This is a genomic window from Bradyrhizobium canariense, from assembly GCF_018130465.1.
GTDB classification, from domain to species: domain Bacteria; phylum Pseudomonadota; class Alphaproteobacteria; order Rhizobiales; family Xanthobacteraceae; genus Bradyrhizobium; species Bradyrhizobium canariense_C.
In genome coordinates, this window is the sequence record NZ_JAFCKJ010000004.1 from 185,532 (window position 1) to 209,820 (window position 24,289).

Annotated in this window: 26 protein-coding genes; 11 read left to right on the top strand and 15 right to left on the bottom strand. The window is 65.9% G+C overall.

The annotated features are described in order from the left end of the window. Nucleotides 1-80: 80 nt before the first annotated feature. The 7 genes from JQ591_RS14150 to JQ591_RS14180 all read right to left on the bottom strand — a co-directional run bounded on the left by JQ591_RS14150 (nucleotide 81) and on the right by JQ591_RS14180 (nucleotide 8,374). Nucleotides 81-707, bottom strand: coding sequence for a hypothetical protein (locus JQ591_RS14150; protein ID WP_211396617.1), 627 nt, complete (start codon nucleotides 705-707; stop codon nucleotides 81-83). A gap of 65 nt (nucleotides 708-772) precedes the next feature. Then, the gene (locus tag JQ591_RS14155) at nucleotides 773-1,612 is read right to left on the bottom strand and encodes a shikimate dehydrogenase (RefSeq protein ID WP_211396618.1); all 840 of its coding nucleotides are present in this window, start codon (nucleotides 1,610-1,612) and stop codon (nucleotides 773-775) included. An 87-nt stretch (nucleotides 1,613-1,699) separates the two neighbouring features. Next, entirely contained in the window at nucleotides 1,700-3,454 is a 1,755-nt protein-coding gene (locus JQ591_RS14160; protein WP_211396619.1) for a SulP family inorganic anion transporter, read from the bottom strand. Nucleotides 3,455-3,543: 89 nt separating this feature from the next. Then, complete coding sequence (locus tag JQ591_RS14165; RefSeq protein ID WP_211396620.1) at nucleotides 3,544-3,816, bottom strand: helix-turn-helix domain-containing protein; 273 nt, start codon at nucleotides 3,814-3,816, stop codon at nucleotides 3,544-3,546. Between the two features lie 271 nt (nucleotides 3,817-4,087). Then, nucleotides 4,088-6,136 (bottom strand): elongation factor G, encoded by a 2,049-nt coding sequence (locus JQ591_RS14170; protein ID WP_211396621.1) that lies wholly within the window; start codon nucleotides 6,134-6,136, stop codon nucleotides 4,088-4,090. A gap of 136 nt (nucleotides 6,137-6,272) precedes the next feature. After that, on the bottom strand, nucleotides 6,273-6,752 hold the full coding sequence (locus tag JQ591_RS14175) for a DUF992 domain-containing protein (protein ID WP_211396622.1): 480 nt from the start codon (nucleotides 6,750-6,752) through the stop codon (nucleotides 6,273-6,275). Between the two features lie 419 nt (nucleotides 6,753-7,171). Continuing rightward, a complete protein-coding gene (locus JQ591_RS14180; RefSeq protein WP_007596745.1) occupies nucleotides 7,172-8,374 on the bottom strand; it encodes a pyridoxal phosphate-dependent aminotransferase in 1,203 nt (400 codons plus the stop codon). A gap of 635 nt (nucleotides 8,375-9,009) precedes the next feature. Here JQ591_RS14180 and JQ591_RS14185 point away from each other — a divergent pair. From JQ591_RS14185 to JQ591_RS14210, 6 genes are all read left to right on the top strand, one after another. Next, on the top strand, nucleotides 9,010-9,660 hold the full coding sequence (locus tag JQ591_RS14185; RefSeq protein WP_211396623.1) for a glutathione S-transferase family protein: 651 nt from the start codon (nucleotides 9,010-9,012) through the stop codon (nucleotides 9,658-9,660). A 155-nt stretch (nucleotides 9,661-9,815) separates the two neighbouring features. Further along, entirely contained in the window at nucleotides 9,816-9,992 is a 177-nt protein-coding gene (locus JQ591_RS14190) for a hypothetical protein (protein WP_211396624.1), read from the top strand. Between the two features lie 73 nt (nucleotides 9,993-10,065). Then, nucleotides 10,066-10,224, top strand: coding sequence for a hypothetical protein (locus tag JQ591_RS14195; RefSeq protein WP_211396625.1), 159 nt, complete (start codon nucleotides 10,066-10,068; stop codon nucleotides 10,222-10,224). 129 nt (nucleotides 10,225-10,353) lie between these two features. Further along, nucleotides 10,354-11,166: a PAS-domain containing protein gene (locus JQ591_RS14200; protein ID WP_211396626.1), complete on the top strand. Its 813-nt coding sequence runs from the start codon at nucleotides 10,354-10,356 to the stop codon at nucleotides 11,164-11,166. An 85-nt stretch (nucleotides 11,167-11,251) separates the two neighbouring features. Next, a complete protein-coding gene (locus JQ591_RS14205) occupies nucleotides 11,252-11,707 on the top strand; it encodes a GNAT family N-acetyltransferase (protein ID WP_211396627.1) in 456 nt (151 codons plus the stop codon). 291 nt (nucleotides 11,708-11,998) lie between these two features. Further along, nucleotides 11,999-12,940: an aldo/keto reductase gene (locus JQ591_RS14210; protein ID WP_211396628.1), complete on the top strand. Its 942-nt coding sequence runs from the start codon at nucleotides 11,999-12,001 to the stop codon at nucleotides 12,938-12,940. Nucleotides 12,941-12,956: 16 nt separating this feature from the next. Here the strand turns inward: JQ591_RS14210 and JQ591_RS14215 are convergent, their stop codons facing one another. The 3 genes from JQ591_RS14215 to JQ591_RS14225 all read right to left on the bottom strand — a co-directional run bounded on the left by JQ591_RS14215 (nucleotide 12,957) and on the right by JQ591_RS14225 (nucleotide 16,169). Further along, nucleotides 12,957-13,280, bottom strand: coding sequence for an antibiotic biosynthesis monooxygenase family protein (locus JQ591_RS14215; protein ID WP_211396629.1), 324 nt, complete (start codon nucleotides 13,278-13,280; stop codon nucleotides 12,957-12,959). Between the two features lie 79 nt (nucleotides 13,281-13,359). Beyond that, entirely contained in the window at nucleotides 13,360-14,577 is a 1,218-nt protein-coding gene (locus tag JQ591_RS14220; RefSeq protein ID WP_211396901.1) for a DUF1501 domain-containing protein, read from the bottom strand. A gap of 2 nt (nucleotides 14,578-14,579) precedes the next feature. Further along, nucleotides 14,580-16,169, bottom strand: a complete 1,590-nt coding sequence (locus JQ591_RS14225; RefSeq protein WP_211396630.1) for a DUF1800 domain-containing protein — start codon at nucleotides 16,167-16,169, stop codon at nucleotides 14,580-14,582. 114 nt (nucleotides 16,170-16,283) lie between these two features. On the opposite strand from JQ591_RS14225, the gene JQ591_RS35290 reads away from it, so the two are divergent. Next, the gene (locus tag JQ591_RS35290) at nucleotides 16,284-16,487 is read left to right on the top strand and encodes a cysteine-rich CWC family protein (RefSeq protein ID WP_249136957.1); all 204 of its coding nucleotides are present in this window, start codon (nucleotides 16,284-16,286) and stop codon (nucleotides 16,485-16,487) included. A gap of 172 nt (nucleotides 16,488-16,659) precedes the next feature. Here the strand turns inward: JQ591_RS35290 and JQ591_RS14230 are convergent, their stop codons facing one another. From JQ591_RS14230 to JQ591_RS14240, 3 genes are all read right to left on the bottom strand, one after another. Then, nucleotides 16,660-17,358 carry a glutathione S-transferase family protein gene (locus tag JQ591_RS14230; protein WP_211396631.1) on the bottom strand — a complete coding sequence of 233 codons (699 nt, stop codon included), beginning with the start codon at nucleotides 17,356-17,358 and terminating at the stop codon, nucleotides 16,660-16,662. Between the two features lie 177 nt (nucleotides 17,359-17,535). Beyond that, nucleotides 17,536-17,766 carry a hypothetical protein gene (locus JQ591_RS14235; RefSeq protein WP_211396632.1) on the bottom strand — a complete coding sequence of 77 codons (231 nt, stop codon included), beginning with the start codon at nucleotides 17,764-17,766 and terminating at the stop codon, nucleotides 17,536-17,538. Next, nucleotides 17,763-18,542, bottom strand: a complete 780-nt coding sequence (locus JQ591_RS14240) for a TSUP family transporter (protein WP_211396633.1) — start codon at nucleotides 18,540-18,542, stop codon at nucleotides 17,763-17,765. Before JQ591_RS14240 ends, JQ591_RS14235 begins: the two co-directional genes overlap by 4 nt. A 196-nt stretch (nucleotides 18,543-18,738) precedes the next feature. On the opposite strand from JQ591_RS14240, the gene JQ591_RS14245 reads away from it, so the two are divergent. The 4 genes from JQ591_RS14245 to uvrB all read left to right on the top strand — a co-directional run bounded on the left by JQ591_RS14245 (nucleotide 18,739) and on the right by uvrB (nucleotide 23,437). After that, complete coding sequence (locus tag JQ591_RS14245) at nucleotides 18,739-19,656, top strand: LysR substrate-binding domain-containing protein (RefSeq protein WP_211396634.1); 918 nt, start codon at nucleotides 18,739-18,741, stop codon at nucleotides 19,654-19,656. Nucleotides 19,657-19,780: 124 nt separating this feature from the next. Beyond that, on the top strand, nucleotides 19,781-20,008 hold the full coding sequence (locus tag JQ591_RS14250; RefSeq protein WP_092029547.1) for a hypothetical protein: 228 nt from the start codon (nucleotides 19,781-19,783) through the stop codon (nucleotides 20,006-20,008). A gap of 57 nt (nucleotides 20,009-20,065) precedes the next feature. Further along, on the top strand, nucleotides 20,066-20,296 hold the full coding sequence (locus JQ591_RS14255; RefSeq protein ID WP_211396635.1) for a hypothetical protein: 231 nt from the start codon (nucleotides 20,066-20,068) through the stop codon (nucleotides 20,294-20,296). 162 nt (nucleotides 20,297-20,458) lie between these two features. Then, the gene (gene uvrB, locus JQ591_RS14260) at nucleotides 20,459-23,437 is read left to right on the top strand and encodes an excinuclease ABC subunit UvrB (RefSeq protein ID WP_211396636.1); all 2,979 of its coding nucleotides are present in this window, start codon (nucleotides 20,459-20,461) and stop codon (nucleotides 23,435-23,437) included. A 67-nt stretch (nucleotides 23,438-23,504) separates the two neighbouring features. Here uvrB and JQ591_RS14265 read toward each other — a convergent pair whose 3' ends face one another. Both JQ591_RS14265 and JQ591_RS14270 read right to left on the bottom strand, forming a co-directional pair. Further along, nucleotides 23,505-23,870, bottom strand: coding sequence for a hypothetical protein (locus JQ591_RS14265; protein ID WP_211396637.1), 366 nt, complete (start codon nucleotides 23,868-23,870; stop codon nucleotides 23,505-23,507). 7 nt (nucleotides 23,871-23,877) lie between these two features. Continuing rightward, nucleotides 23,878-24,264: a hypothetical protein gene (locus tag JQ591_RS14270; RefSeq protein WP_211396638.1), complete on the bottom strand. Its 387-nt coding sequence runs from the start codon at nucleotides 24,262-24,264 to the stop codon at nucleotides 23,878-23,880. Between the last annotated feature and the right edge of the window lie 25 nt (nucleotides 24,265-24,289).

The window sequence follows — 24,289 nt, forward strand, 5'->3', positions numbered from 1 at the left end:
ACTCAGCCGTCGTCCCGGCCCCGTGCGCAATTGCGCACTGGGCCGGGACGACACTGAAGATGTCGCCGCAGCAGCGCCCCTCACATCGGCGGCGTCACCCCATCGCGGCCGACGCTGACGCGGTTGGTTTCGAACGAGCCGTCCGGCAGCTGCTTCATGAAGGCGATCACCTTGGCGCCGGCCTTCAGATCGGATTTGTCGCCGGGCACGAAGGTCACCACCGGCGTATTGTCGGCGACGAACACCTTCTTCTCGCCGTCCTTGTACTTGACCAGCAGCGTATGGCCGTCATTGCCGACCACGCTCTCCGACACGGTCGCATTGGTCATGCTGGAGTTGGGCTTGAGGTCATAGGGTCGCGAGCCCTCGCCGGTGCCGCGCATGCTCTCCGGAAACACGTGGACCTCGACCGCGTTCGCGCCGCCGTCCGGTCCCGGCACGGTGGTGGCGCCGACGAAGGAGCCGGGCTTGATATCGGCAAGTGAAATCCTGGTAATGCCCGACACGTTCACGTCGGAGGCGATGTGCAGCTTGACGTCCTCGCCGCTGCGCGCCTTGACCTGCATCGTGTCACCATTGACGCTTTCGATCGTGCCGCGCACGCGCGTCGGCACCGGCGCCCTTTGCGCAAGTGCCGAGAGGGTCGAGACGGCCACCATCGCGACAGCGATAAGTGGACGTGTGAAAGTTGCGCGTTGAACAGACATGATGGTCTCCGATTGTCCCTATTGCCCTTACGGACATAGAACTCCGGAGGTTACGCGCTATTCTCTCAAGTCTTTGTGAGATCGGCCTCGACCAGCGCACGCAGCTCGGCCGTGACCTGCGGCCGCTGGCCGAACCACAGCTCGAAGCCGCGGACCGCCTGATGCAGCAGCATGCCGAGCCCGTCGGCGGTCTTCAGCCCACGCGCCTTTGCAGCCGCCAGCAGCGGTGTCACCAGCGGGACATAGACGAGATCGGCGACCACCGCGCCATCCGGCAGGTGCGCGACGTCGACGTCGAGTGAAGGCTGACCGTGCATGCCCAGCGAGGTCGTGTTCACGAGAAATTTTACGCGCGGCAGGACGTCGTCGATCCCGTCCCACGCAACAGGATGCACGTTCGGCCCGAACTGCCTTGCAAGCATCTCGGCCCGGGCGATGGTGCGGTTGGCAAGATGGATGCGCTTGATGCCGCGTTCGAGCAGCCCGAACACGATTGCGCGCGAGGAGCCGCCGGCGCCCAGCACCAACGCCTCTTCGGCGCCGTCCCAGCCGGGCGCGCTGGCATCGAGATTGCCGATAAAGCCCTCGACGTCGGTGTTGGTCGAGCGCAGTTCGCCGTCCGCAAACCACAGCGTGTTGGCCGCACCGATCGCCCGCGCGCGGGCATCGGGCGTCGACAGCGCCAGCACGCCTTCCTTGTGCGGGATGGTGACGTTGGCGCCGACGAAGCCGCGCAGCGACAGCCGCAGCACGAAGTCGCGCAAATTATCGGGCGGAACCGCCTCGATGACATAGCCGCCCGCGATCCCGAGCGTGCGCAGCCAGTAATGATGGATCAGCGGCGAGCGCGAATGCGCGGCCGGCCATCCGATCAGACAGGCTGCGGGAGCCTTGGTCACGGTCATCCTTCCCCCGGATCGTTTCGGAGGCGATCCATTTCGCGTCCCGCGGGCTCTGTCAAGCACACAGGCCGCCTCGGGAAGGGCGCGGCGCTAGGTCGTGCCCGCGTCGTCGCCCGCGGACTGTGCCGCGTGACCCTTGATGTCGGCGACGGCGCGCGCGATGGTCTCGCGATAACGGGCACGCGGCGGCGTGACGCCATGGGTGAGCAGCGCGCGGCGAACCGCAGGCGATGCCCCCGTGATGAACAGCCGGATGCCCTGGCGGTGGGCCTTGGCGGCGACGCGGCCAAGCACGTTGGCCGCCGTCGAATCCAGGAACGGCACCGCGGCGAAATCGACCACGAATCCCTTGCGCTTGTCGGCGATGCCGTCGAGCACGCTGCCGATCGCCGAGGCCGCGCCGAAGAAGAACGCGCCGGTGATGCGATAGACCAGCACGTCGCGATCGACCGCGAGTGCGGGGTCGTAGGGCACGCGCTCGCCATTGCCGTCATCGGGCCGATCATCGGCCACCAGCGGCGAACGTTCCTCGATGCCCGTCGTTTCCGCCATGCGATGGATGAACAGCACCGCGCCAAGCGCGAAGCCGACCAGAATGCCTTCGGTCAGATCGCGGAAGATGGTGAGCAGGAAGGTTGCGAGCAGCACGACGGCATCGCCCCATGACGAGCGCAAGAGCGTCGCGAATTCGTGCTTTTCCGCCATGGTCCAAGCCACCACGACGAGCACGGCGGCGAGCGCGGCCAGCGGGATGTAGCTCGCGAGCGGCGCTGCGATCAGCATGAACAGCAGCAGGAAGACCGAATGCAGCATGCCCGCGAGCGGCCCCCGCGCGCCGGCGCGGATGTTGGTCGCGGTGCGCGCGATCAGCCCGGTGACGCAAATGCCGCCGAACAGCGCTGCGCCGACATTGGCGGCGCCTTGCGCCACCAGCTCGCAATTGGAGCGGTGACGGCGTCCGGTCATGCCGTCGGCCACCACCGCCGACAGCAGCGATTCGATGGCGGCGAGCAGCGCGAAGGAGATCGCATCCGGCAGCACGGCGGTCGCCTTCGCCAGCGAGAACGCAGGCAAGGCCGGCGAGGGCAGTTCGCGCGGAATGCCGCCGAAGCGCGATCCGACGGTCTCGACCGGCAGCGACAGCACGGCACATGCGACCGCCGCCAGCACGACCGCGATCAGGATGCCCGGCCAGGACGGCAGCCAGCGTCGCATGCCGGCGATGATGGCAATGCTGACGATCGCGACCGCGACGGCCGACGGATTGACGGTGTGCAGCCCCCCGGCGAGCGCGGCGAGTTTCGGGACGAATTCGCTCGGCTCCTTCGCGACGAGTGTGATCCCGCCGAGATCGCGCAGCTGGCTGGCGAAGATGATGACGGCGATGCCGGCCGTGAAGCCGACCGTCACCGGATACGGAATGAACTTGATATAGGTGCCGATCCGCAGGAAGCCCGCGGCGATCAGGAACAGGCCCGCCATCAGCGTGGCGAGGACCACGCCGTCAACCCCGTGACGGTCGGCGGTCGCCGCAACCAGCACAATGAAGGCGCCGGCCGGTCCGCCGATCTGGAACCGGCTGCCGCCGAGCAGTGACCCAATGAAGCCGCCGACAACAGCGGTGTAGAGTCCGCGGTCCGGCGTCACGCCCGAGGCGATCGCGATCGCCATCGACAACGGCAGCGCGACGATCGCAACAGTGAGACCTGCAAAGACGTCGGCGCGGAAATCCGCAAGGCCATAGCCCTCGCGCCACACCGTCACGAGCTTTGGCAGATAGAGTTCGGTGAAGGTCGGCCGACGAAGCTGATGCAGCTTGCCTGCGTGTTCGCCTGTGATGCTCATGCCCACAACGCTCCGATGCATCGTGCGGCCGCGTATTGGGCGCGACGGTGCGTTAGTTAGATCTGCTCCCGAGCATGATCATTGCGGGATCACGCTCCCATCCGACGCGGCGACCCCGGCTCTTTGAGCCGAACGCCACGCCCACCGCCTTCGCTGCGCGCCTGTTCGCCGATCAGTTCGACGCCGGCCCGCTCGAACGCCTCGACCACCTTCATCAAGGTCTCGACCACGCCACGAACATTGCCGGTGCTGGCCTCCATCCGCTGAATGGTCGGCAGCGAGACGCCTGCGAGCTCCGCCAAGGCCCTCTGGTCAATGCCGAGCAGCGCGCGCGCTGCCCGCATTTGGAACGACGTGATCACCTTGGCCTCACGTATGAGAGATTATAAGTGATGTCTTGGACATATACAATGATGTAAAATACATCATTTTGAGGCGAGCGCAAGGGGGTGCCCATCAGTCTCCTCCGTCATTGCGAGGAGCTCTTGCGACGAAGCAATTACGGTGGGGAGGAGGCTGCGTGAGTTCAACTTTCAGCGTGACCGCGGAGGCGGCCCCTCACCCAACCCTCTCCCCGTGAAGAACGGGGAGAGGGAGTGAGAGAGCGATGCGTCCCTTAGCGCGCGAAGCCGATCACGCCGCGTGTTGATGCGCTGCGATGATCTGGTCGGCGGCGCGCCCCGTGACTTCGGCCATGTGGTCGAACTGCCGGGTGAAGCTGCCGGCGCCGGCCGTGGCCGAGCGCAGTTCGACGATCAATTCGCCGATCTCGGCTTCCGGCATCATGGCGCGGACACAGTCCCATCCGCTCCAGCCGTCGCGGGTGTCGAAGCCGAGGATCTGGCCGCGCCGCGCCGACAGGATCGCGTTGATCTTGGCGGTGGCGTCAGTCGGGCAGACGATCTCGACCACGTGGATCGGCTCCAGCAACACCGACTGGCATAGCGGCAGGCCTTCGTTGAGCCCGACCCGCGCCGCCGTGCGGAAGGCGAGGTCGGAGGAATCGACGCTGTGATAGGAGCCGTCGGTCAGCGTCACCTGCAAATCGGTGACCGGGAAACCGAGTGGGCCGCGTGCGAGCCCGTCGACGACGCCCTCTTCCACCGCGCCGATGTAGTTGCGCGGCACCGCGCCGCCGACCACCTTCTCGGCGAACTTGAAGCCGTCGCCGCGCGGCAGCGGCCTGATGTCGAGCACGACATCGCCGAACTGGCCATGGCCGCCGGACTGCTTCTTGTGGCGGCCGCGCTGGACGATCGGCTTGCGGATGGTTTCCTGATAGCCGATCGCGGGGGGATGCGAGGCGACCTTGACGCCGAAACGGTCGCGCAGCCGCTCGCTCGCGACGCGCAAGTGCATCTCGCCCTGCCCCCACAGCACGGTGTCGTGGGTCTGGGCGTTCATCACGAAGACGAGCGAGGGATCCTCCTCGTGCAGCCGCGTCAGCGCCTGGCCGAGCTTGACGTCGTCCTTGCGGTCGGTGGCCGCAACCGAGATCGCGAGCACGGGCGGCGTGGGTTCTGCGGTGGCGAGCGCCGCCGGCTGGGTCTTGCCGTTCGAGACCGTGTCGCCGGTCTTGATCGGGTCGAGCTTGGCGAGCGCCACCGTGTCGCCGGCTTCCGCCGCGGCACGCTTGGTGTCGTAGGCCCCGGTGACGGCGAGGATGCCGGAGATGCGGCTGGCCCCGCCGGAGGAGGATTGCAGCGTGGCACCGTCGTCGAGATGGCCGGCGAGCATCCGCGTGAGCGACAGCTTTCCGCCGTGCTGCGAATGCAGCGTCTTGAAGACGAAGCCGAGGGCGTCCCTGGTTTCGGGAACGCCGAGACGTTTTGCGGTCTCCGCGATACCGGGCGCCTCGTGGCGCAACGCTTTCATCAAACGCAGCACGCCGTTTTCGCGTGCGGCGGCGCCCAGCAGCACGGGGCAGATCAGCCCGTCGCGCAATTCGCGGGCGAGATCGTCGAACACGGCATCGCGCGGCGGCTGGATGTCCTCGAGCAGCTGCTCCATCAGCGCATCGTCGTGATCGGCGAGCTTCTCCAGCATCGAGAAGCGGGCCTCCTTCTCGCGATCGAGATCGCCGCCTTCGAGCGCAACCACTTCGGAAGCCTTGTGCTCGCGGTAGATGAACGCGCGCTCCAGCGCGAGATCGACGAAGCCCTCGATCAGCTCGTCCTTCCAGATCGGGATCTGGCGCAGCACCAGCGGCACGCGCGAGGCGGGCTGGAGCATCTCAAGCGTCTCGCGGATGCGCTTGTTGGCGCGATCGATCTTGTTGAGGAACAGGAAACGCGGAATCTTCAGCTCCTCCAGCTCGCGCAGAATGATCTGAAGCTGCGGCAGCTTCTTCTCGTCGGCTTCGCAGACCACGATTGCGGCGTCGACCGCAGGCAGCGCGGCGCGCATGTCGTGGGCAAATTCGACGGAACCGGGACAATCGAGGAAGGTGTAGCTGTCGCCCATGAAACTCGTGGTGACGGCAGTCAGGCCGACGGTCATCTTGTGATGACGGGCCTCTGGCGTTGCGTCGCCGACGGAGGTTCCGGCATCGACGCTGCCGGCGCGCGGGATTGTGCCCGTTCGCGCCAGGATTGCTTCGAGAAGTGTGGTTTTACCGCTTTGGAAAGGGCCCACCAGCGCAATGCACCGTGGACCTCGGGGACTTCTGACGTCTTGTCCCATTCGCCGCCTCCTTGGTGTGGAGCTCGGCCCATGATTGGGTCGGCAAAGGCCAATGCTCTGCCCGTCCCCGAGATTTGGCAAGCGTCAAACGTCGCTGCGGTGCGTCGTCGGCGAGCGCTTCGGCTGGCGCCCGATCTTAACGGCCGGGGCGAAGTTCCAGGCTCTCGAGGCCGGCGGCGACGCTGAGGCCGACCTGGCCCTGCACGCTGAGCGGCTGAAGCGCGATCGAATTGTTGGAGCCACCGACCAGCACGTTGCCGCCAAGGCCGACGCCGACGGAGGCGCTGCCCTGCGCACCGGCGTAGTTGCCAGCGAGGTCGCCCGGTCCGAGCCGGTTCACCGGTGCGAACACACCCCAGGCGAGTGCCGTTTCCTGGGTGATGCCGAGATCAAGGCCGACCTTGCGGATGGTCGCGACGTAACGGTCGTCCGGCAAACCATCGACCCGCAGCACGCAGCCGAGATTGGTCACCGAGCCAACGATGAAGCCGACACTGGCGCCGCCGCGGCATTCGAGCACGCCCACCTGCACCATCCGCGACTGCGCGCTGGCGCCCGCAACGGAGGCAACGAGGCTCGCAACGGCGAGTCCGGCGAGGAGGAGTGAACGGCGCATGAATATCTCCGGCGATGAATGTGATGCGAGCAGACAGGGCGCACTACCCGTGACGCGCGATGGTCTATGCCACAAGAGTTCTGTGCGTGCCAGATCGAACACGTCTAAAACCGAGTTCGCGGAGAGAGCTCTCACCCCACGCTCTCAGGGCGAGCTCTGCTCGTCCCGACCCCGTAAGAACGGGGCGAGGGAGTGAGAGAGCCCTGCGTCCCTCACGATGCGGTGCTGCTCAACCTCTCCCCGCCCTTCTGCGGGGAGAGGTCGGATTGCCGCGGCGATGCGCAGCATCGTCTGGCGCAATCCGGTGAGGGGCAGGGCAGGACACTGACCACGGCAAAAGTCGATCCGACTCAGCACGACCTAGGCACAAATAAAAAGGCCCGCCGAAGCGGGCCTTTTCGATTCCTGTCGCGACAGGCTTATCGCAGATTGCCGCAGAAGCGCTGGATGCGCTTGCAGGCGTCTTCGAGGTCCGAGGTCTTGGTCGCGTAGGAGATGCGGAACGCGGGTCCAAGGCCGAAGGCCGAACCCTGCACCACGGCGACGCCTTCGGTCTCCAGGAGTTCGGTGACGAACGTCTCGTCGTTGTCGATCACCTTGCCCGACGGCGCGGTCTTGCCAATGGTGCCGGCGCAGGACGGATAGACGTAGAAGGCGCCCTCGGGCCGCGGGCACTCGATGCCCTTGGCCTGGTTGAGCATGGAGACGACGAGGTCGCGGCGCTCCTTGAAGACCTTGTTGTTGGCGGGAATGAAGTCCTGCGGACCGTTCAGCGCCTCAACCGCGGCCCATTGCGCGATCGACGACGGGTTCGAGGTCGACTGCGACTGGATCGTCGACATCGCCTTGATGAGCTGCGCCGGACCGCCGGCATAGCCGATGCGCCAGCCGGTCATGCAATAGGCCTTCGACACGCCGTTCACGGTGAGCGTGCGGTCGTAGAGTTTCGGCTCGACCTGCGCGACCGTGGTGAACTGGAAATCGTCATAGACGAGATGCTCGTACATGTCGTCGGTCATGACCCAGACGTGGGGATGCTTCACCAGCACGTCGGTGAGCGCCTTCAGCTCGGTCCTGGTGTAGGCAGCTCCGGTCGGGTTCGACGGCGAGCACAGGATCACCCATTTGGTCTTCGGCGTGATCGCGCGCTCGAGCGCCTCGGCCTGGAGCTTGAAGCCGGTCGCGGCGGTGCAGACCACCGGCACCGGCTCGCCGCCGGCGAGCGCCACCATCTCGGGATAGCTGACCCAGTACGGCGCGGGGATGATCACCTCGTCGCCCGGATTGATGGTTGCCATCAGCGCGTTGTAGAGCACCTGCTTGCCGCCGGTGCCGACGATGATCTGGTTCGCCTTGTAGACGACGCCGTTCTCGCGCTGAAACTTGGCGATGATCGCTTCCTTCAACTCGGGAATGCCGTCGACCGCGGTGTACTTGGTCTTGCCGGCTTCGATGGCGTGGATCGCCGCCAGCTTGATGTTGGCGGGCGTGTCGAAGTCGGGCTCGCCGGCGCCGAGGCCGATGACGTTGCGGCCCGCCGCTTTCAGCGCACGTGCTTTATCCGTGACCGCGATGGTCGCGGACGGCTTCACACGGTCGAGCGCAGCGGCAAGGAAGGACATCGTCATCTCCTGACAAGCGTCGTGAACCCTTTGGCTTCACGACTCCGATTGTGGGAATGAGCCACCCTAAAACGAGTGCCGTTGCACCGCAAGAAACTTCGGTCCGATCTCGCAAAAGTTTGCGGGTCTGGCGCGCGCCAAGTCGTGACTTCCCGCAATTTTCCGCAACTTTGCCGGGCAAATCCCACATATCCGACAAGGCGTGTCCTCGGAGCAATTTTGCGCCCTTTCGGCAGCAGGTCGCGATGCCGGGCGCGCCGTCTTCGCTAAGGCTGCCGGCCCGAGACCGAGCAGACCGGCAAAGCCTTGGCGTCGCCGGGTCCGCGGTAAGATCGTGGATGGCCGGAACATGGGCGAGCGAAGCGACGCCGTCCTACGGACGACCATGCCCGGCCATGACGATGTGGAGGCTTCAGCGCACGATCGCGCGCAGCGACGCGCACACGAATTGACGCAAGCGTGAACTGAGTTGCATGGTCGCACGGGAATGATCTTCCGCCGCGTTGCAATGCGGTAGGCTTTTCGAGTTTTTCTATTGGCTGGCTCTTGCAGCGGATTCGCATCGGCATCATTGTTTAGCCGCGTTGCGGGGCAACAAGCGCCGCGCCTTCCCGTCTTCCGGAATCATTCTCAGAATGTACAAGCTCTATTCGATGCAACGCTCGGGCAACAGCTACAAGGTCCGCCTTGCGCTGGCGCTACTGAACTTGCCTTACGAAGCCATCGAGGTGGACATTTTGCGCGGCGAGAGCCGCACCCCGGACTTCCTGGCCAAGAACCCGTCCGGTCAGGTGCCGCTGCTCGAGGTCGGCGACGATCGCTATCTCGCCGAGTCCAACGCCATCCTCTGGTATGTTGCCGTCGGCACGCCGCTCGCGCCGGAGAACCGCATCGATCGCGCCGACGCGCTGCAATGGATGTTCTTCGAGCAGCACGCGCTGGAGCCGAACATCGGCGCGGCCTATTTCTGGCTGTCGCTGGTGAGGGGCGGCCGCGACCTCCAGACTCATTCGCTGGAGGACTGGATGGAGCGCGGCTATGGCGCGCTCCAGGTGATGGAGAATCACCTCAAGACCAACGCCTATTTCGCCGCCCGCCAGCTCACGGTCGCCGACATCGCGCTGTACGGCTACACCCACCTCGCCGAGCGCTGCGACTTCGACCTCTCGACCTTCCCGGCGATCCGGGACTGGCTGAAGCGCGTGGAAGCGGCCCCCGGCTTCGTCGCAATGGACTGGCGGCCGGCCGACATCGAGGACCCCGCCAGCATCGCCGCGGGCGCCTGACGGCGCCCCCCGCTCTGGCGAATAGCGGGCACAAGGCTTGCCCTTGCCGCAATCTTGCCATTTTCGGCGTGCTGGCCGCCGTAATATTGCCGATTGAAACAGTGAAATTGTTCGATGTCGCGAGTGATTCGCTCGCGCGTTGAAGGATTTAGACCATGATTCGGGCGTCCGGCATGGCGGGCTTTCAAGGCCAACCCGCTACCGTTTCGTCTTCCCGGCTGACCAACGCGGTCGCGGCCTCGCTCGCCGTCGCCGCGCTCTCGCTGTGCCTGATCGTCACCCTGACGGTGCTGTCGACCAAGGCGACCATGGCGATGGGCCTGCCGGTCTGATTCCCGTTTCATCCTGGACCCGCCTTCAAGGCGCCGCGTGCCCCGCGCCGACCGGCATCGCGACAGGACGTCGATGAAATCACCTGTGGTAGTCGTTGCAATCACCCTGACCGCGGCCATCCTCGTCGCGGCATCGCTGTTGATAGTCGTCGGCACGCGCAAGGGCCCGGGGACGTCGACGCTGAATGCGCCCGCGCTGCAACAACGCGTCCGGCATGCGCACTTGGTCTAAAATCATCCGAAAGCTTTTCGCATGAACAACAGCGCGCCTTAAGCACACCGCGCGAAACCGCATCGCAATGGCGCAATGTTCGGCCAGTGTTGCCGCCTTACCTCGTTCGGGGAGGAGCGAGACAGGCCCATGCGGTTCGGATGGCGTGCGATCCTCGGTCCGGCGCTGACGGCAGCGACTGTGCTGCTGGCGATGCTTTTCGATCGTTTCGTCCCCACTCCCTCGCCTGCGCCGCTGCTCGTCTGCATCGTGGCGCTTGCCGGCGCGCGCTCGGGTCTCGCTTCCGCCGTCGCCAGCGCAGCCATCGCCGTCATCGGCGCGGCACTGCTGTTCCTCAGCCAGCACGGCGTTTCCGGCCTTACCTCGGCGGATATGATCCGGCTCGGTCTCCTGGCCGCGACGGCCGCGGGCACCGCAGGCATCACCGGCCTGATGCGCCAGCGGCTGCTCGGCACGTTTGCCGCCGAGCGTCGGAGCCACGCCACCGCTGCGCGGCTGTCGGCCGCGCTCGACCAGGTCGATATCGGAATCGTGCTGCTCGATGCCGAGACGCGCGCCGAATTCATCAACCGCGCGTTCCGCGATTATTTTGCGGTGCCGGACGACATCGCCGACGACAAGCCACCGTTCATCGCGCTGATGTATCACGGCCGCGACACCGGCGCGTTCGAATTGCCCGAGGACGAGCTCGGCACCTTCATCGCACAGCGCATGGAGATGGTGCGGGTCGGCGATGCCACGCCGATCAACATCGCCTTGCGCAATGGCGAGGTGTTGCGCTTCGTCTGTGCCGCGCTGCCCGATGGCGGGCGCATGCTGAGCTACACGCCCGTGACCGACCTCGTGCGCCACACCGATGCGCCGTCCCGCGCCGACTACTACCGTTCGCTGCGCGATCCCGCGGGCCGCAAGCTGATCCGGTATCTGCGCGTCGCGGAGTGACGCGACTGAGCGATTGATCGGCAGTGCGATCATCACGTATGAAGGACACCTCTTCGTCGTGCGCCCCGAGATCGGGAATTCTCACATGCCCCTCACCATTCGCTCCGTCACCAGGCAGGACTACGATCAATGGCTGCCGCTGTGGGACGGCTACAACGCCTTCTACGGCCGCTCCGGCCCGACCGCGCTCTCAGGCGAGATCACGCGCGTGACGTGGCAGCGGTTCTTCGATGCCTATGAGCCCGTGCACGCGCTGGTCGCAGAGAGCGACGGCCATCTGCTCGGGCTGACGCACTACCTGTTTCATCGCAGCACCACCGCGATCGAGCCGTCCTGCTATTTGCAGGACCTGTTCACGACCGAGGCCGCACGCGGCAAGGGCGTCGGCTCGGCGCTGATCCACGGCGTCTACGAGCGCGCCAAACTCGCAGGCTCCCCGCGGGTCTACTGGCAGACGCACGAGACCAACGTCACGGCGCAGCGCCTGTACGACAAGGTCGCCGAGCGTTCCGGCTTCATCGTCTATCGCAAGATCTTCTGATCCTCGCGATCGCGAGGCCTGTGGATAACTCTGCCTGTCACCCGCGCGTAACATAGCGGGACTAGGCTGCAGCTGCGTCTGATCAGGCCCCCCGTCACCGATCAAGCGCCCCAAAGCGGTCCCCGTCAGTCGCCGCGTCTGACAGGGGCCGCATTTTTTTGTCGGCAGGCCCTTGTCGGCAGCTCCCTGCCGGCAAGTCCTTGTCGGCATGGCAGCAACGCGGCGAGCGGCTTGCTGCAGCGGCGCACCGCAGTCACAATGCGCCCCTGCCATCTCTGACAGGGTTCTCCCATGGAAATTCGTAATCTCGGCGCCTCCGGCCTGCGCGTGTCTGCGGTCGGGCTCGGCTGCAACAATTTCGGCCAGCGCATCGACCTTGAGGCATCGCGCAAGGTGATCCACCGCGCGCTCGACAGCGGCATCACGCTGTTCGACACCGCCGACATCTATTCGAACATGGGCGGCTCGGAAAACGTGCTCGGCGCCGTGCTGGGCGATCGCCGCAAGGACATCGTGCTGGCGACGAAATACGCCAAGCCGATGGCGGAGGACGGAACCAAGCAGGGCGCCTCGCGCCGCTATATCTTTGACGCGGTGGAAGCGAGCCTGAAGCGGCTGAAGACCGACTACATCGATCTCTACCAACAGCATGATTACGACCCGCTGACGCCGATCGAGGAGAGCCTGCGCGCGCTCGACGATCTGGTCCGCCAAGGCAAGGTCCGCTACATCGGCAATTCGAACTTTCCGGCCTGGCGGATCGCGGAGGCCGAGTACGTCGCGCGTGCGATGAACGTCACCCGCTTCGTCTCCTGCCAGGACGAATATTCCCTCGTCGTGCGCGACATCGAGAAGGATTTGTTGCCGGCCGCAACGGAATACAAGCTCGGCCTGTTGCCGTTCTTCCCGCTCGCCAGCGGACTACTGACCGGCAAATACAAAAAGGGTGAGTCCGCGCCCGACGATACGCGCTTCGGCCAAACTCCGCGGCTGCGCGACCGCTATGTCACGCCGCGCAACGAGGACATCGTCGAGAAGCTGCAGGCATTCGCGAAAGCGCGCGGGCACAGCATGCTCGAGCTCGCCTTCTCCTGGCTCGCCGGCCGCCCGCAAGTGTCGAGCGTGATTGCCGGCGCCACCCGCGTCGAGCAGGTCGAGCAGAACGTGAAGGCGATCGCGTGGAAGCTCAGTGCGGAGGAGATGGCGGAGATCGACAAGATCACGCTGGGCTGATTTTTGGAGCGTGGCGCTACTTGGCGCCGCGCCCCACCGTCTGGATCACCTCGAAGCCCTCGAACTGGGGATGACCGAGATAGGTCGGCTTGTTGTCGCCGGCCCGCGCATGCGCGGCACGAAAAGCATCCGATTTGGTCCAGGCCTCGAACGCCGCGTGGTTCGCCCAGATCGTGTGCGAGGCGTACAGCGTGTGGTCCTCGAGCTCGGGGCCGCGCAGCAGGTGAAACTCGACGAAACCCGGCACCTTGTCCAAATGGGTGTCGCGCGAAAGCCAGACCTGCTCGAAGGCGGCCTCGGAGCCCTTGGCGACGCGGAAGCGGTTCATGGCGATGTACATGGGTGATGGTCTCCTGATGTTCGGCCGATCATGTCGTCATTCCGGGACGCGCCGCAAGGCGCGGCCCCGGAATCACAGTTTAGGTAACCAGCCCCTTCATCGGCCGTGCTCCCGCGCTGTCGGGGAACACCGTCTCGGCCAGCACGCGATCGGACAGGCCGAACTGTCCCTGGAGCACGCCCTTGATCACGGAGCGCAAATCGGTGGTGGGCTTGAGATCGCGGGCCTCGAAGAGGTTGGCGGGCTTGAGGCCGGGCCAGTCGGCAATGACGCGGCCGCCCTTCACCGCGCCGCCGGCGAGCAGCGCGATCGTTCCCGTGCCGTGATCGGTGCCGTCGGTGCCGTTGATGCGCGCGGTGCGGCCGAATTCGGTGGCGACCACGACGACGGTGTCGCGCCAGCGTTCGCCGAGGCCGCTTTCGAATTCGGCGAGCGCACCGTCGAGCCCGCCGAGCAGGAACGCGAGGCGACCGACCGGCCCGCCTTCATTGGCGTGCGTGTCCCAGCCGTCGAACGCGAGCGCCGCGATGCGCGGGCCGTCGTCGGCCGCCATCAGTTTTGCGGCGCCGCGGGCGACCTGCCGCATCTGCGCGACCGCATTGCCCGGCTTCGGCTTCATGTCGTCGCCGCTCGCGGCCTTTTCCAGCTGAAGGCCCTGCGACAGCACTGCTGCCAGCGCGGGATCGCGATGGCGGTAGAGATCGATCAGACGCATCGCGGTGTCGTCGTCGGCTTGCGGCAGTGCCACCGGCGCCCAGCCGACGGTCGGCGCATTACCGCGCAGCACCAGTGGCGTGGTCGGGCCGACGGCAAGAGCACTCGACACCCGCTCGCCGCGCGGCAGCGCCTCCAGCGCGCGGTTGAGCCAGCCGGACTGCACGCGACCGGGCCCGGCATAGCCGCTTTCGAGCACGTCCTGGCCGTCGAAATGCGAGCGGTCGCGATAGGGCGTCGCAACCGCGTGGATCACCGCGGCATGCATGTCGCGATACATGCGTGCGAACTCAGGCATCGCCGGATGCAGCGCAAAGAAGGTATCGAGCATGATCGCGGGATGCGCGCCGTCCGCCGTGAGCGCGATCGCCCCGTGCAGGCCGGCATAATCGGGATCGCCGATCGGCGCGACGGTCGAAAGCCCATCAAGCGCGCCGCGCAGGATCACCACGATCAGCCGGGGATCGCGACCGTCCGCCGCGCGTGCGAATTTCGGCAAGTATGCCCACGCAGCGAAGGAGGCGCCACCGAGCAGGAGGCCGCGGCGCGAGGTGAGGAGCCGGTTCTCGGCGCAGTCGATCATCATCATCTCCTCTGCATTTCCGGCGACATCAACAGCAGCGCCAGTGCCTGCTGCCGCGACTCCGCCCGCTCGATGGTTTTGCGCGTTTCGATCGAGGCCGCGTCCGCGGCGGCGAATTCCAGCAGGTCGAGCGGGTCGATGTTGGGCCCGAGCCGCGCGCCCATTTGCGCGGCAATGTCGAGCCGAAGCTTGATGCCTTCGGGCGCGGCCCAGGCGGCGCTGGTATCGGCGAAACCATTCGGGCCGGCCGGCGACCACAGCGGCTGGCCCAGCAGGTTGAGGTTGTTCAGATAGGCGCCGGGATCCTCCGGCACGCGCGCGAGCAGCCGGCCGCTCGCGACCAGGAAATCATAAGGGCTGCGCATCTTGGTCAGCGGCGCCCTCCACGCCTCGTCGGACTCGACGAGTGCCGTTGCGAGCGCCTTGAGATCCCCGTCGGTCTTGATGAAGACATCGCGCAATCGCGCCACCAGCGCCGGCGGCGGATCGTCAGCGACGAAATGGCGGACGAATTTGGTGGCGATGAAGTTCGCGGTCGAGGGATGGTGCGCGATGTCAGCGAGTGCGGCTTCGCCTTGCGCAAGGCCGGTCGGCTCGTAGGTCTTGCCGAGCAGCATTTGCGGCCCGGGCTGGTGCGCATTGACGTTGAACACGAACGAACCGGGCGCCCCTAGTTGTCCCTGCCGGCCGGCAAAGGTCCAGCCGGTGATGATGCGCGCGAGCGAGGTGACGTCGTCCTGCGTGTAGCCGCCGCCGACGCCGAGCGTATGCAGCTCCATGATCTCGCGCGCGAGATTTTCGTTCAGCCCGCGCTTGCGGTTCTGGCCCGCGCGCGAGTCCGGTCCGAGCGATTGCTGGTTGTCGAGGAAGAACAGCATCGCCGGATGCTGCTCCACGGCCTTCAACATGTCGGAAAAGCGCCCGAGCACGTGCGGCCTGATCGCCTCGCGCTCGAACGCGCCGGCCCAGATTCGCGCCAGCTCGCCCTTGCTGGCGGAGATGCAGAAATGGTTGGACCAGAACACGACCAGACGTTCGGTGAAGCCGCACTCGACCAGGGTCGCGCGCTGCAACCGTGCCAACGCCTCGGCGCGAAAGGTCTTCTGAATCACGTTGAGCGGCTGCGGGGCGGGTTTTGCGGCAGGCGGCGCGGCTGCGTTGGGCTGCATGCTGTCCGGCTTCGCCATACTGTCGGCCGGTTTGTTGTCAGTCGGCTTATTGTCAGGCGGCTTGGCCCCGGCCATCTGGCCGGCGATCTCGGTTGCCACGGCGTTCAGCGAGAGATTGCGGCGCAGTCCGGGCTTCTGGTCGGGCGGCGCCTGCGACGGCGCTTCGGTCGACGCGCCGGCTTTGGCGGCGGCCTCCCGCGCCTGCTTGACCTGGTCCTGATAGGCGAACACGGCCTGCCCGAGTTGCGGCGTGGATTGCAGGCCCGGCGCCTCCAGCAGCACACCGTTGGGACGGGCGAGTTCCGCCTTCACAAAACCGCGGGGATCGGAGGCCGCGTTGATGAGATCGCCGGACGCGCCGCCGCGGGCACCGAAACCGAAACGGTTGAGCGCGACGAGGGCGGCTTGCGAATCGCGGGCCATCGATATGTCCTTCGCGCGTTGCCAACCGCTTTCCGAGTCCGTGCGCTGCGCATAATATACCGCAGCGGGAGATGAACCCGACATGAAAATGACAGCACAGCTTTTGCGCAAATCATGACAAATCCGCAAGAAATTGCAGTGCAGGAACCGCGCCGCCTCGCCTGTTCCCGCTGCGGCACCGAGTTCGGCTGCGACCTGTCCGGCACCTGCTGGTGCGCGGAAGAAACGGCGCGTCTGCCGATGCCGGTCAAGGGCGAGGATTGTTTGTGCCGGGAGTGCTTGCGGAAGGCGGCGGCGGAGGCGAGCACTGCGCGTTAAATGCGAGCACGCGCCACACCCTCCCATGTCGTCCCGGCGGAGGCCGGGACCCATAACCACAGGAAGCTGTTTGGCGAAGACCGCCGTTCGGTACAACGACCATCCGCAGTCGATAAATCACGCGGTATGGGTCCCGGCCTTCGCCGGGACGACAGTGTGGAGAGAACCTGCCTTACACCGCATGCCCCGGCGATCTCCGCGCCATGCCGTCGAACGCATCGAGCAGCTTTTCGCGCCAGGCGTAGATCGGGTCATCCGCTTCGAGCAGCTTGAACGGGCTCGTCACGCGCGCCCACTGAAAACCGCCGAACACGATGTAATCGGCATAGTTCGGTGTGGCGCCGCCGATGAAGGGCTGCTTCTTCAGGGTCTGCCGCATCACCTCGAGCGATTTGCGGAAGGCGACCACGCCGGCATCGCGGCCCGCCATCACCTCTTCCAGGCTCTTGCCGCCGAAACGCGCCTCGCGCGACCGTCGGAAATAGGCGGCGTCGACCTCGGCCAGATTCTTCGGGATGTCGGCGATGATCAGCGGAAAGATGCCGCCGACGATGGCAATGTCGCCCCAGGCATTGAGCATGCGCGCCATGGCGCGGCCGCCCCCGCCGCCGAACAGCGACGGACGGTCCTGAAACTTGTCTTCGAGATAGTTCGCGATCGCCCAGGAATCGACCACCGGCTCGTCGTGATGCAGCAGCACCGGAACCTTCTCCGAGCCGTGCGGCGCGATCGCGCTCTTCTCGGTGAAGCGCCAGGGCAGCGATTCCGCCGCCAGCCCCTTGTGCGCCAGCGCCATCCGCGTGCGCCAGCAGAACGGGCTGAACGGTCGCGAGGCGTCGGCGCCGACGAGTTCGAAGAGTTTGAGCGACATGAAAGGAAACTCCCGCCAGATCCTCATCCTGTGGAGCGCGGAACGCGCGTCTCGAAGGATGAAGGCCCGATCTCGGCCTCGCCCTTCGAGACGCGCGCAAGATGCGCGCTCCTCAGGGTGAGGGTCTCCCATTCTGGATTGCTTCGCTTGCGCTCGCAATGACGGATGTGGCGAGAGCTAGCGCCCGTTCGCGCGCAGCAACCTCTCGCCGTCCGGCGTCACCGCGATGACCAGCCCGACACCGGGCTGGGTCTCGCGGGCGACGTAGCCGCGGTCGGCGGCGTCTTCCCAGATGGTGAGGCGCGGGCACGAGGTCTTCCAGGTCGCGATCACCTCGGCATAGGCGCGCGGCTCGCGCGCGACCCATTCGACGAAGTCCAGCACCAGCGGATCGGCGGTCTCGCTCATTGCAAACCTCCCTTGTCGAAGGCTGCCAGCACGGGCGTGCGGACCAGCAGCCAGCTGCCATAGGCGATGTAGTAGCAGGCGATGGTGGTGATCAGCTTCATCGACCAGGCCACGAATTGCTGGTCGGTCATGGCTTCGAGGATGCGTCGCGCCAGCGTGGTGCCGAGCATCGAGGCTGCGATCGCGACCCCGGCGAGCCCGGGATCGAGGCTCGCCGCCTGGTCGATGATGCCGCCAAAATAGATCAGCTTGGTGAAATGGCTGACGAGCTGGCACATCGCCTTGGTCGCCACCTTCTCGCGCCGGCCGAAATCGCCGCCGAGGAAGAAGGTGTCGAGCAGCGGCCCCGATACGCCGGTCATCAGCATCAAGCCCATGCAGATCGCGCCGTAGACCGTGCCCTGCCAGAGGCGGTCGGGATCAGGCTTGATGTTCGACGGCAGCAGCCACGCCATGAAGGGCGTGATGCCGAGCAGCAGCAGTGCGATCGGCTTGTCCGGCACGTAGCGGGTGATCGACCAGGCCGCGAGCGCGACGGCAGCGCCGACCATGTAATTCGCCACCGGCCGCCAGCGGATATGCGCCCGCCAGAGAAACGCGCGCCAGCCATTGGACGCCATCTGCGTGATCGCATGCAGCACCATCGCGGTCGGCAGCGGCATCAAGGCCAGCAGCACGCCGATCAGGATCAGCCCGCCCGCCATGCCGAACAGGCCCGACAGGAACGCGGTGCCGACCATCAGCAATCCAAGGGCAGCAATCATGATGGGCGTCACGAAGGGATTCTCCCGTGGTGCACGTAAGGAACGCAAGCTGCTTCACTCCCTCCCCCCGCGCGCGGGCAGAGGCGAAGGGCACCGTCCTCGCTTCGACAAATCAGCGCAAATTACGCCGATATTTCTGCCCCGCTTGCCGCCGGCGCGCAAACTGAGTTATCTTGGCCTGGCATCAGCTTTCCTGAGGGTCGGTCATTTGCGGCGCTTGCTGTTTCTCAACGGCATCAAGGCATTCGAAGCCGCGGCGCGGGCCGGCAGCTTTGCCGCGGCCGGCCTCGAGCTGAGCGTATCGGCGGCCGCGGTCAGCCGCATGGTGCACATCCTGGAAGAACGGCTCGGCGTCGCGCTGTTCGAGCGCAAGGCCAACAAGCTGCTGCTCACGCAGGCAGGCCGCGCCTATCAGAGCGGGCTGACGCCGATCTTCGATGCGCTGGCGAGCCTCACCGCCCAGGTGACCGCGCCCTCCAGCGTCCGCGTGCTCACCATCGGCGTTGGCCACACCTTTGCGATGCGCTGGCTGATCCCGCGGCTGTCGGAGTTTCGCAGCGAGGAGCCCGACATCGAGGTGCGCTTCACCACCGGCGGCGCGTCGGTGCCGTTCGGCGAGGACTGGAGCTGCGGCATCCAGCTCGGCACCGGCGACTGGCCGGGGCTGGTGGCCGAGCCACTGTTCGCAGGCGACCTCACGCCGGTCTGTGTGCCCCGGCTAGCCACCGGCCTGAAGCGGCCCGCCGACCTCAAAGGGCCAGGCCTGATCCGCGTCACGCATTCGCCGGAGGACTGGCCGATCTGGCTGAAGGCCGCCGGCCTATCGCGCATCAACGCGCGCGGGCCGGAGTTCCAGTTCTACGGCCAGGCGCTCCAGGCCGCCGCCGACGGGCTCGGCATCGCAATGGGCATCCGGCCCTATATCGACGACGATCTCGCCGCCGGCCGGCTGGTGGCGCCATTCGACCTCTCGGTGCCCAAGGGCATGCGCTGGTACCTGCTCTATCGCAGCTTCCAGACCGAGCAGCGCGACTTTGCCGCGTTCCGCCGCTGGATCATGCGCGCGGCGTCGGAACCTGCCGCGCGTCCGGTCCGGCGGACCGGCCGCACCAGCGCGCGGAACTGACGCTGCAACCAGCCTTTGGGCAAAAAAGCCCGCCGCGTGTGAACGGCTTCACATCCTGAAATCCGCAAACGTGGTCCCCTGACCCTCCAACAAGGCGCTCGAACAAGACATTTTGGGGACTCCAATGACGACCCTCTACGACGGCTTTGACATCGAATCCTTCGAAGCTGGCAAGGGGCTGTGGCACGCCCGCATCCGGCGTGCCGATTTCAGCCTGGTTGCCATCGACGGCGTGCTGTTTCCGGCCATGGAGGTCGGCTTCGCCTGGCCCGATCCCGACGCCGCGATCGCCGATGCCAAGCATCACATCGATCGCTTCCGCCGGCGGGCCGACGACAGCGACGACGAATAAGCAAGCGGGACTGCGGGCGAACCAACGGACGGCGCAGCGTAAAAGGGGAAACCGGTCATGTCAGTCATCGAATTCGAAGACACGCCGCGGCCGAGGATTTACGCCCGCAATGTGTTGTCCAGCTGCCCGGAATGCGACGGCGATCTCACGGTGCTCCGCGTGATCGGCGGCCGTGCCGGATGCGAGTATTGGACCATGCGCTGCACCGATTGCGGCGGCATCCATCTCGACATCCTCGAGCCGCGTCAGGCAGCCGGCGACGATGGGGGACCGCTGCCGGCGGCGTGATCGCAAGATCGGTGATCCCAAGCCTTCCGTGATCCCAAGGCCTTCCGTGTCCCAAGGCCTGCTGCCAACCTCAAGGCCTGCTGCCAACCTGCTGTCAGCAGCCTTTGGCATTGCCGGGCATTCGCTCTTTATTGCGAGGCGGACTCGCCCCATATTCGGAGCATGGCGAAGAAACCTGCATCCTCCGAAAAATCCGGCAAATCCCCCAGGACCAAGGCCCCGAACGCGAAGGCGCCCAATTCCAAGGCGTCACGCCCCGACGTGCAGCCGATCGGGCCGGCGCTGGCCGAACTGCTCAATCCCGCGATCAATCGCGGCGATGCCGGGCTCGGATCGGGCACCGGTCTGCAGCCGCCGCCGGACAATTCGCGTGACCGCCGCTCCGGGGGCGAGGCTGCCGCGCATCGCGCGCGGGCCTCGACGCCGAAGGAGTTTCCGCAGGATAATGCGCGGCCGATGCCGCTGCGGCCCAATCCGCAGCCGCCCGGCGCCCGCGACGCGGGCTTCGACGAGGCACCGCAGGCCAATTACGGAACCGCGGCCACGATACCGACGCTCGATCCGGAACTGGCCCGGCAACTCGGGATGCCGACCGAGGAGGACGACGCCGAAGCCTTGGCGCGCCCGCCGCGCAACAAGATGGAGGCGCTCGGCGTCAAGGCGACCGCCGACGCGCTGGAGTCGCTGATCCGCGAGGGTCGTCCAGAGTTCCGCAAGGACGACGGCTCCACGAAAGTGTGGACCCCGCATCGGCCGCCGCGCCCGGAGAAGTCCGAAGGCGGCGTGCGCTTCGAGATCAAATCGCACTACGAGCCGCGCGGCGACCAGCCGACCGCGATCGCCGAGCTGGTCGAGGGCATCAATCGCAACGACCGGTCGCAGGTGCTGCTCGGCGTCACCGGCTCCGGCAAGACCTACACCATGGCCAAGGTGATCGAAGCGACGCAACGCCCCGCCATCATCCTGGCGCCGAACAAGACGCTCGCCGCCCAGCTCTATGGCGAGTTCAAGAGCTTCTTCCCCGACAACGCGGTCGAATATTTTGTCAGCTATTACGACTACTACCAGCCGGAAGCGTATGTCCCTCGCACCGACACGTACATAGAAAAGGACTCCTCGATCAACGAGCAGATCGACCGCATGCGTCACTCGGCGACGCGCGCGCTGCTCGAACGCGACGACGTCATCATCGTTGCGTCGGTGTCCTGCATCTACGGTATCGGCTCGGTCGAAACCTACACCGCGATGACCTTTGCCCTGAAGAAGGGCGAGCGCATCGACCAGCGCCAGCTCATCGCCGACCTCGTCGCCCTGCAGTACAAGCGCACCCAGGCCGATTTTACCCGCGGCACGTTCCGGGTCAGGGGCGACGTCATCGACATCTTCCCGGCGCACTATGAGGACCGCGCCTGGCGCGTGAACCTGTTCGGCGACACCATCGAGACCATCGAGGAGTTCGATCCGCTCACCGGCCACAAGCAGGACGAGCTCGAATTCATCAAGATGTACGCCAACTCGCACTATGTGACGCCGCGCCCGACGCTGGTGCAGGCGATCAAGTCGATCAAATCCGAATTGAAGATGCGGCTCGACCAGCTCCACGATCAGGGCCGCCTGCTGGAAGCGCAGCGGCTGGAGCAGCGCACCACCTTCGACCTCGAGATGATGGAGGCGACCGGAAGCTGCGCCGGCATCGAGAACTATTCGCGCTATCTCACCGGGCGCCTGCCCGGCGAGCCGCCGCCGACGCTGTTCGAATACGTGCCCGACAACGCGCTGGTGTTCGCCGACGAAAGCCACGTCACCGTGCCGCAGATCGGCGCCATGTTCAAAGGCGACTTCCGCCGCAAGGCGACGCTCGCCGAATACGGCTTCCGTTTGCCATCGTGCATGGACAACCGCCCGCTGCGCTTCGAGGAGTGGGACATGATGCGACCGCAAACGGTCGCGGTCTCCGCCACGCCCAGCGCCTGGGAGATCAACGAGAGCGGCGGCGTGTTCGTCGAGCAGGTCATCCGACCGACCGGCTTGATCGATCCGCCCGTCAACATCCGCCCTGCCCGCACCCAGGTCGACGACCTCGTCGGCGAGGTCCGCGCCACCGCGCAGGCCGGCTATCGCTCGCTGATCACGGTGCTGACCAAGCGCATGGCGGAGGACCTCACCGAATATCTGCACGAGCAGGGCATTCGCGTCCGCTACATGCACAGCGATATCGACACCATCGAACGCATCGAGATCATCCGCGATTTGCGCCTTGGCGCCTTCGACGCGCTGGTCGGCATCAACCTGCTCCGCGAAGGCCTCGACATTCCCGAATGCGCGCTGGTCGCGATCCTCGATGCCGACAAGGAAGGCTTTTTGCGCAGCGAGACCTCGCTGATCCAGACCATCGGCCGCGCCGCGCGCAATGTCGACGGCAAGGTGATCCTCTATGCCGACCAGATGACGGGATCGATGGAGCGCGCCATCGCCGAAACCGACCGCCGCCGCGAGAAGCAGGTCGAGTACAACACGGCGCATGGCATCACGCCGGAGAGCATCAAGAAGTCGATCGGTGACATCATGAACAGCGTCTACGAGCGCGACCATGTGCTGGTCGAGATCGGCGGCCACGACATGACCGACGACGTCATCTCGATCGGCCACAATTTTGAAGCCGTGCTCGGCGATCTCGAAACCCGGATGCGCGAAGCCGCCGCCGATCTGAACTTCGAGGAGGCCGCGCGCCTGCGCGACGAAGTCAAGCGCCTGCGCGCCACCGAGCTCGCGGTGGTCGACGATCCCACCGTCAAGCAGCGCACCGTGCAGGGCAAAGCCGGCGCCTATGCGGGAGCGAAGAAATACGGCGACGCCGCCAATTTGCCGGTCAGCGCCATGAAGAAAAAGACCGTGAGCTCCGCGCTGAAAGCGAGCGGCGGCGGCAGCGGCTCGAAGGTGCACAAGCCGCATCTCGACGAGATGCACGGCCCGGAATCGTTGCCCTATCGTGAGAAACAGACGCTGCCCGCAAAGCCGTTCGGCAGCACGAGCCGGATCATCCAGCCGACGGATTCAAGGCAGTCGGGCCCGGAGTTCGGGCCGGCGCCGAAGTCGACGGGTGGGATGCCGGGGCACAGGGGTGGGTGGAAGAAGAGGTAGGGGGCGCGGAGCGCCGGCGCCGCCCATGGTTATGGATGGCGGCGCTCATAATGAAGAGAACGCTAACTCACCCCACGCTTGCCGCCAGCAGCGACAGCAGCAGAACTGACGCCATGAGCTGCATCGACGTCGCCGGCTTGGCGCGCCAGCGGGCGATCTTTTCGGAGAGGGACAGGCTGGCGTCGAAGAACAGCGGCTCGTAGGCGTTCTTTGCAAATCTCGGGAATGTCGATCCCGCACAGATGGCGAGACAGCTGTAGAAGATCGACGCCATCGCGATGGTGAGGACATGACTGCCACCGCGGTCATGTCCCAGCAGCTTCACCATCAGCGAGGCGGCGGCGAAGATCGGGAAGCCTTGAAGGATCGTGGTGAGCGCAAAGCCTTCGAGCCAGTTGAGCGGGCCGGATTTCGACGCGGTGATGAAGGGCATGATGCGATCACCCCACGCTCGCCGTCACCACCGCCATCACCGGCAGCAGCAGCACGATGGTCACCAGTTGCAGCGAGGCGACCGGCTGGGTGCGCCATACCGTGATCTTGTCGGCGAGCGACAGATGGGCCTCGAAGTATTTTGGTTCGTAGACGGTTTTGAAGAAGGCCGGGAAGCTCGGGCCGAAGCTCACCGCCCGCAGCGCATGGGCGAGTGAGGCGATGGCGACGAAGATGGCGACGCCGGGATCGCCGACCAGGTCGTGATTGCCGACCAGCTTGAGCAGGAAGGCGGCGGCGGCGAAGGTCGGGAAACTCTGCAGCGTCGCGGTCAGCGCGAGACCTTCGAGCGCGTTGTGCAGGCTGGACTTTCTGACTCTGGCGATGGCGGCCATGGCACGTCTCCCTGATGACATGCGG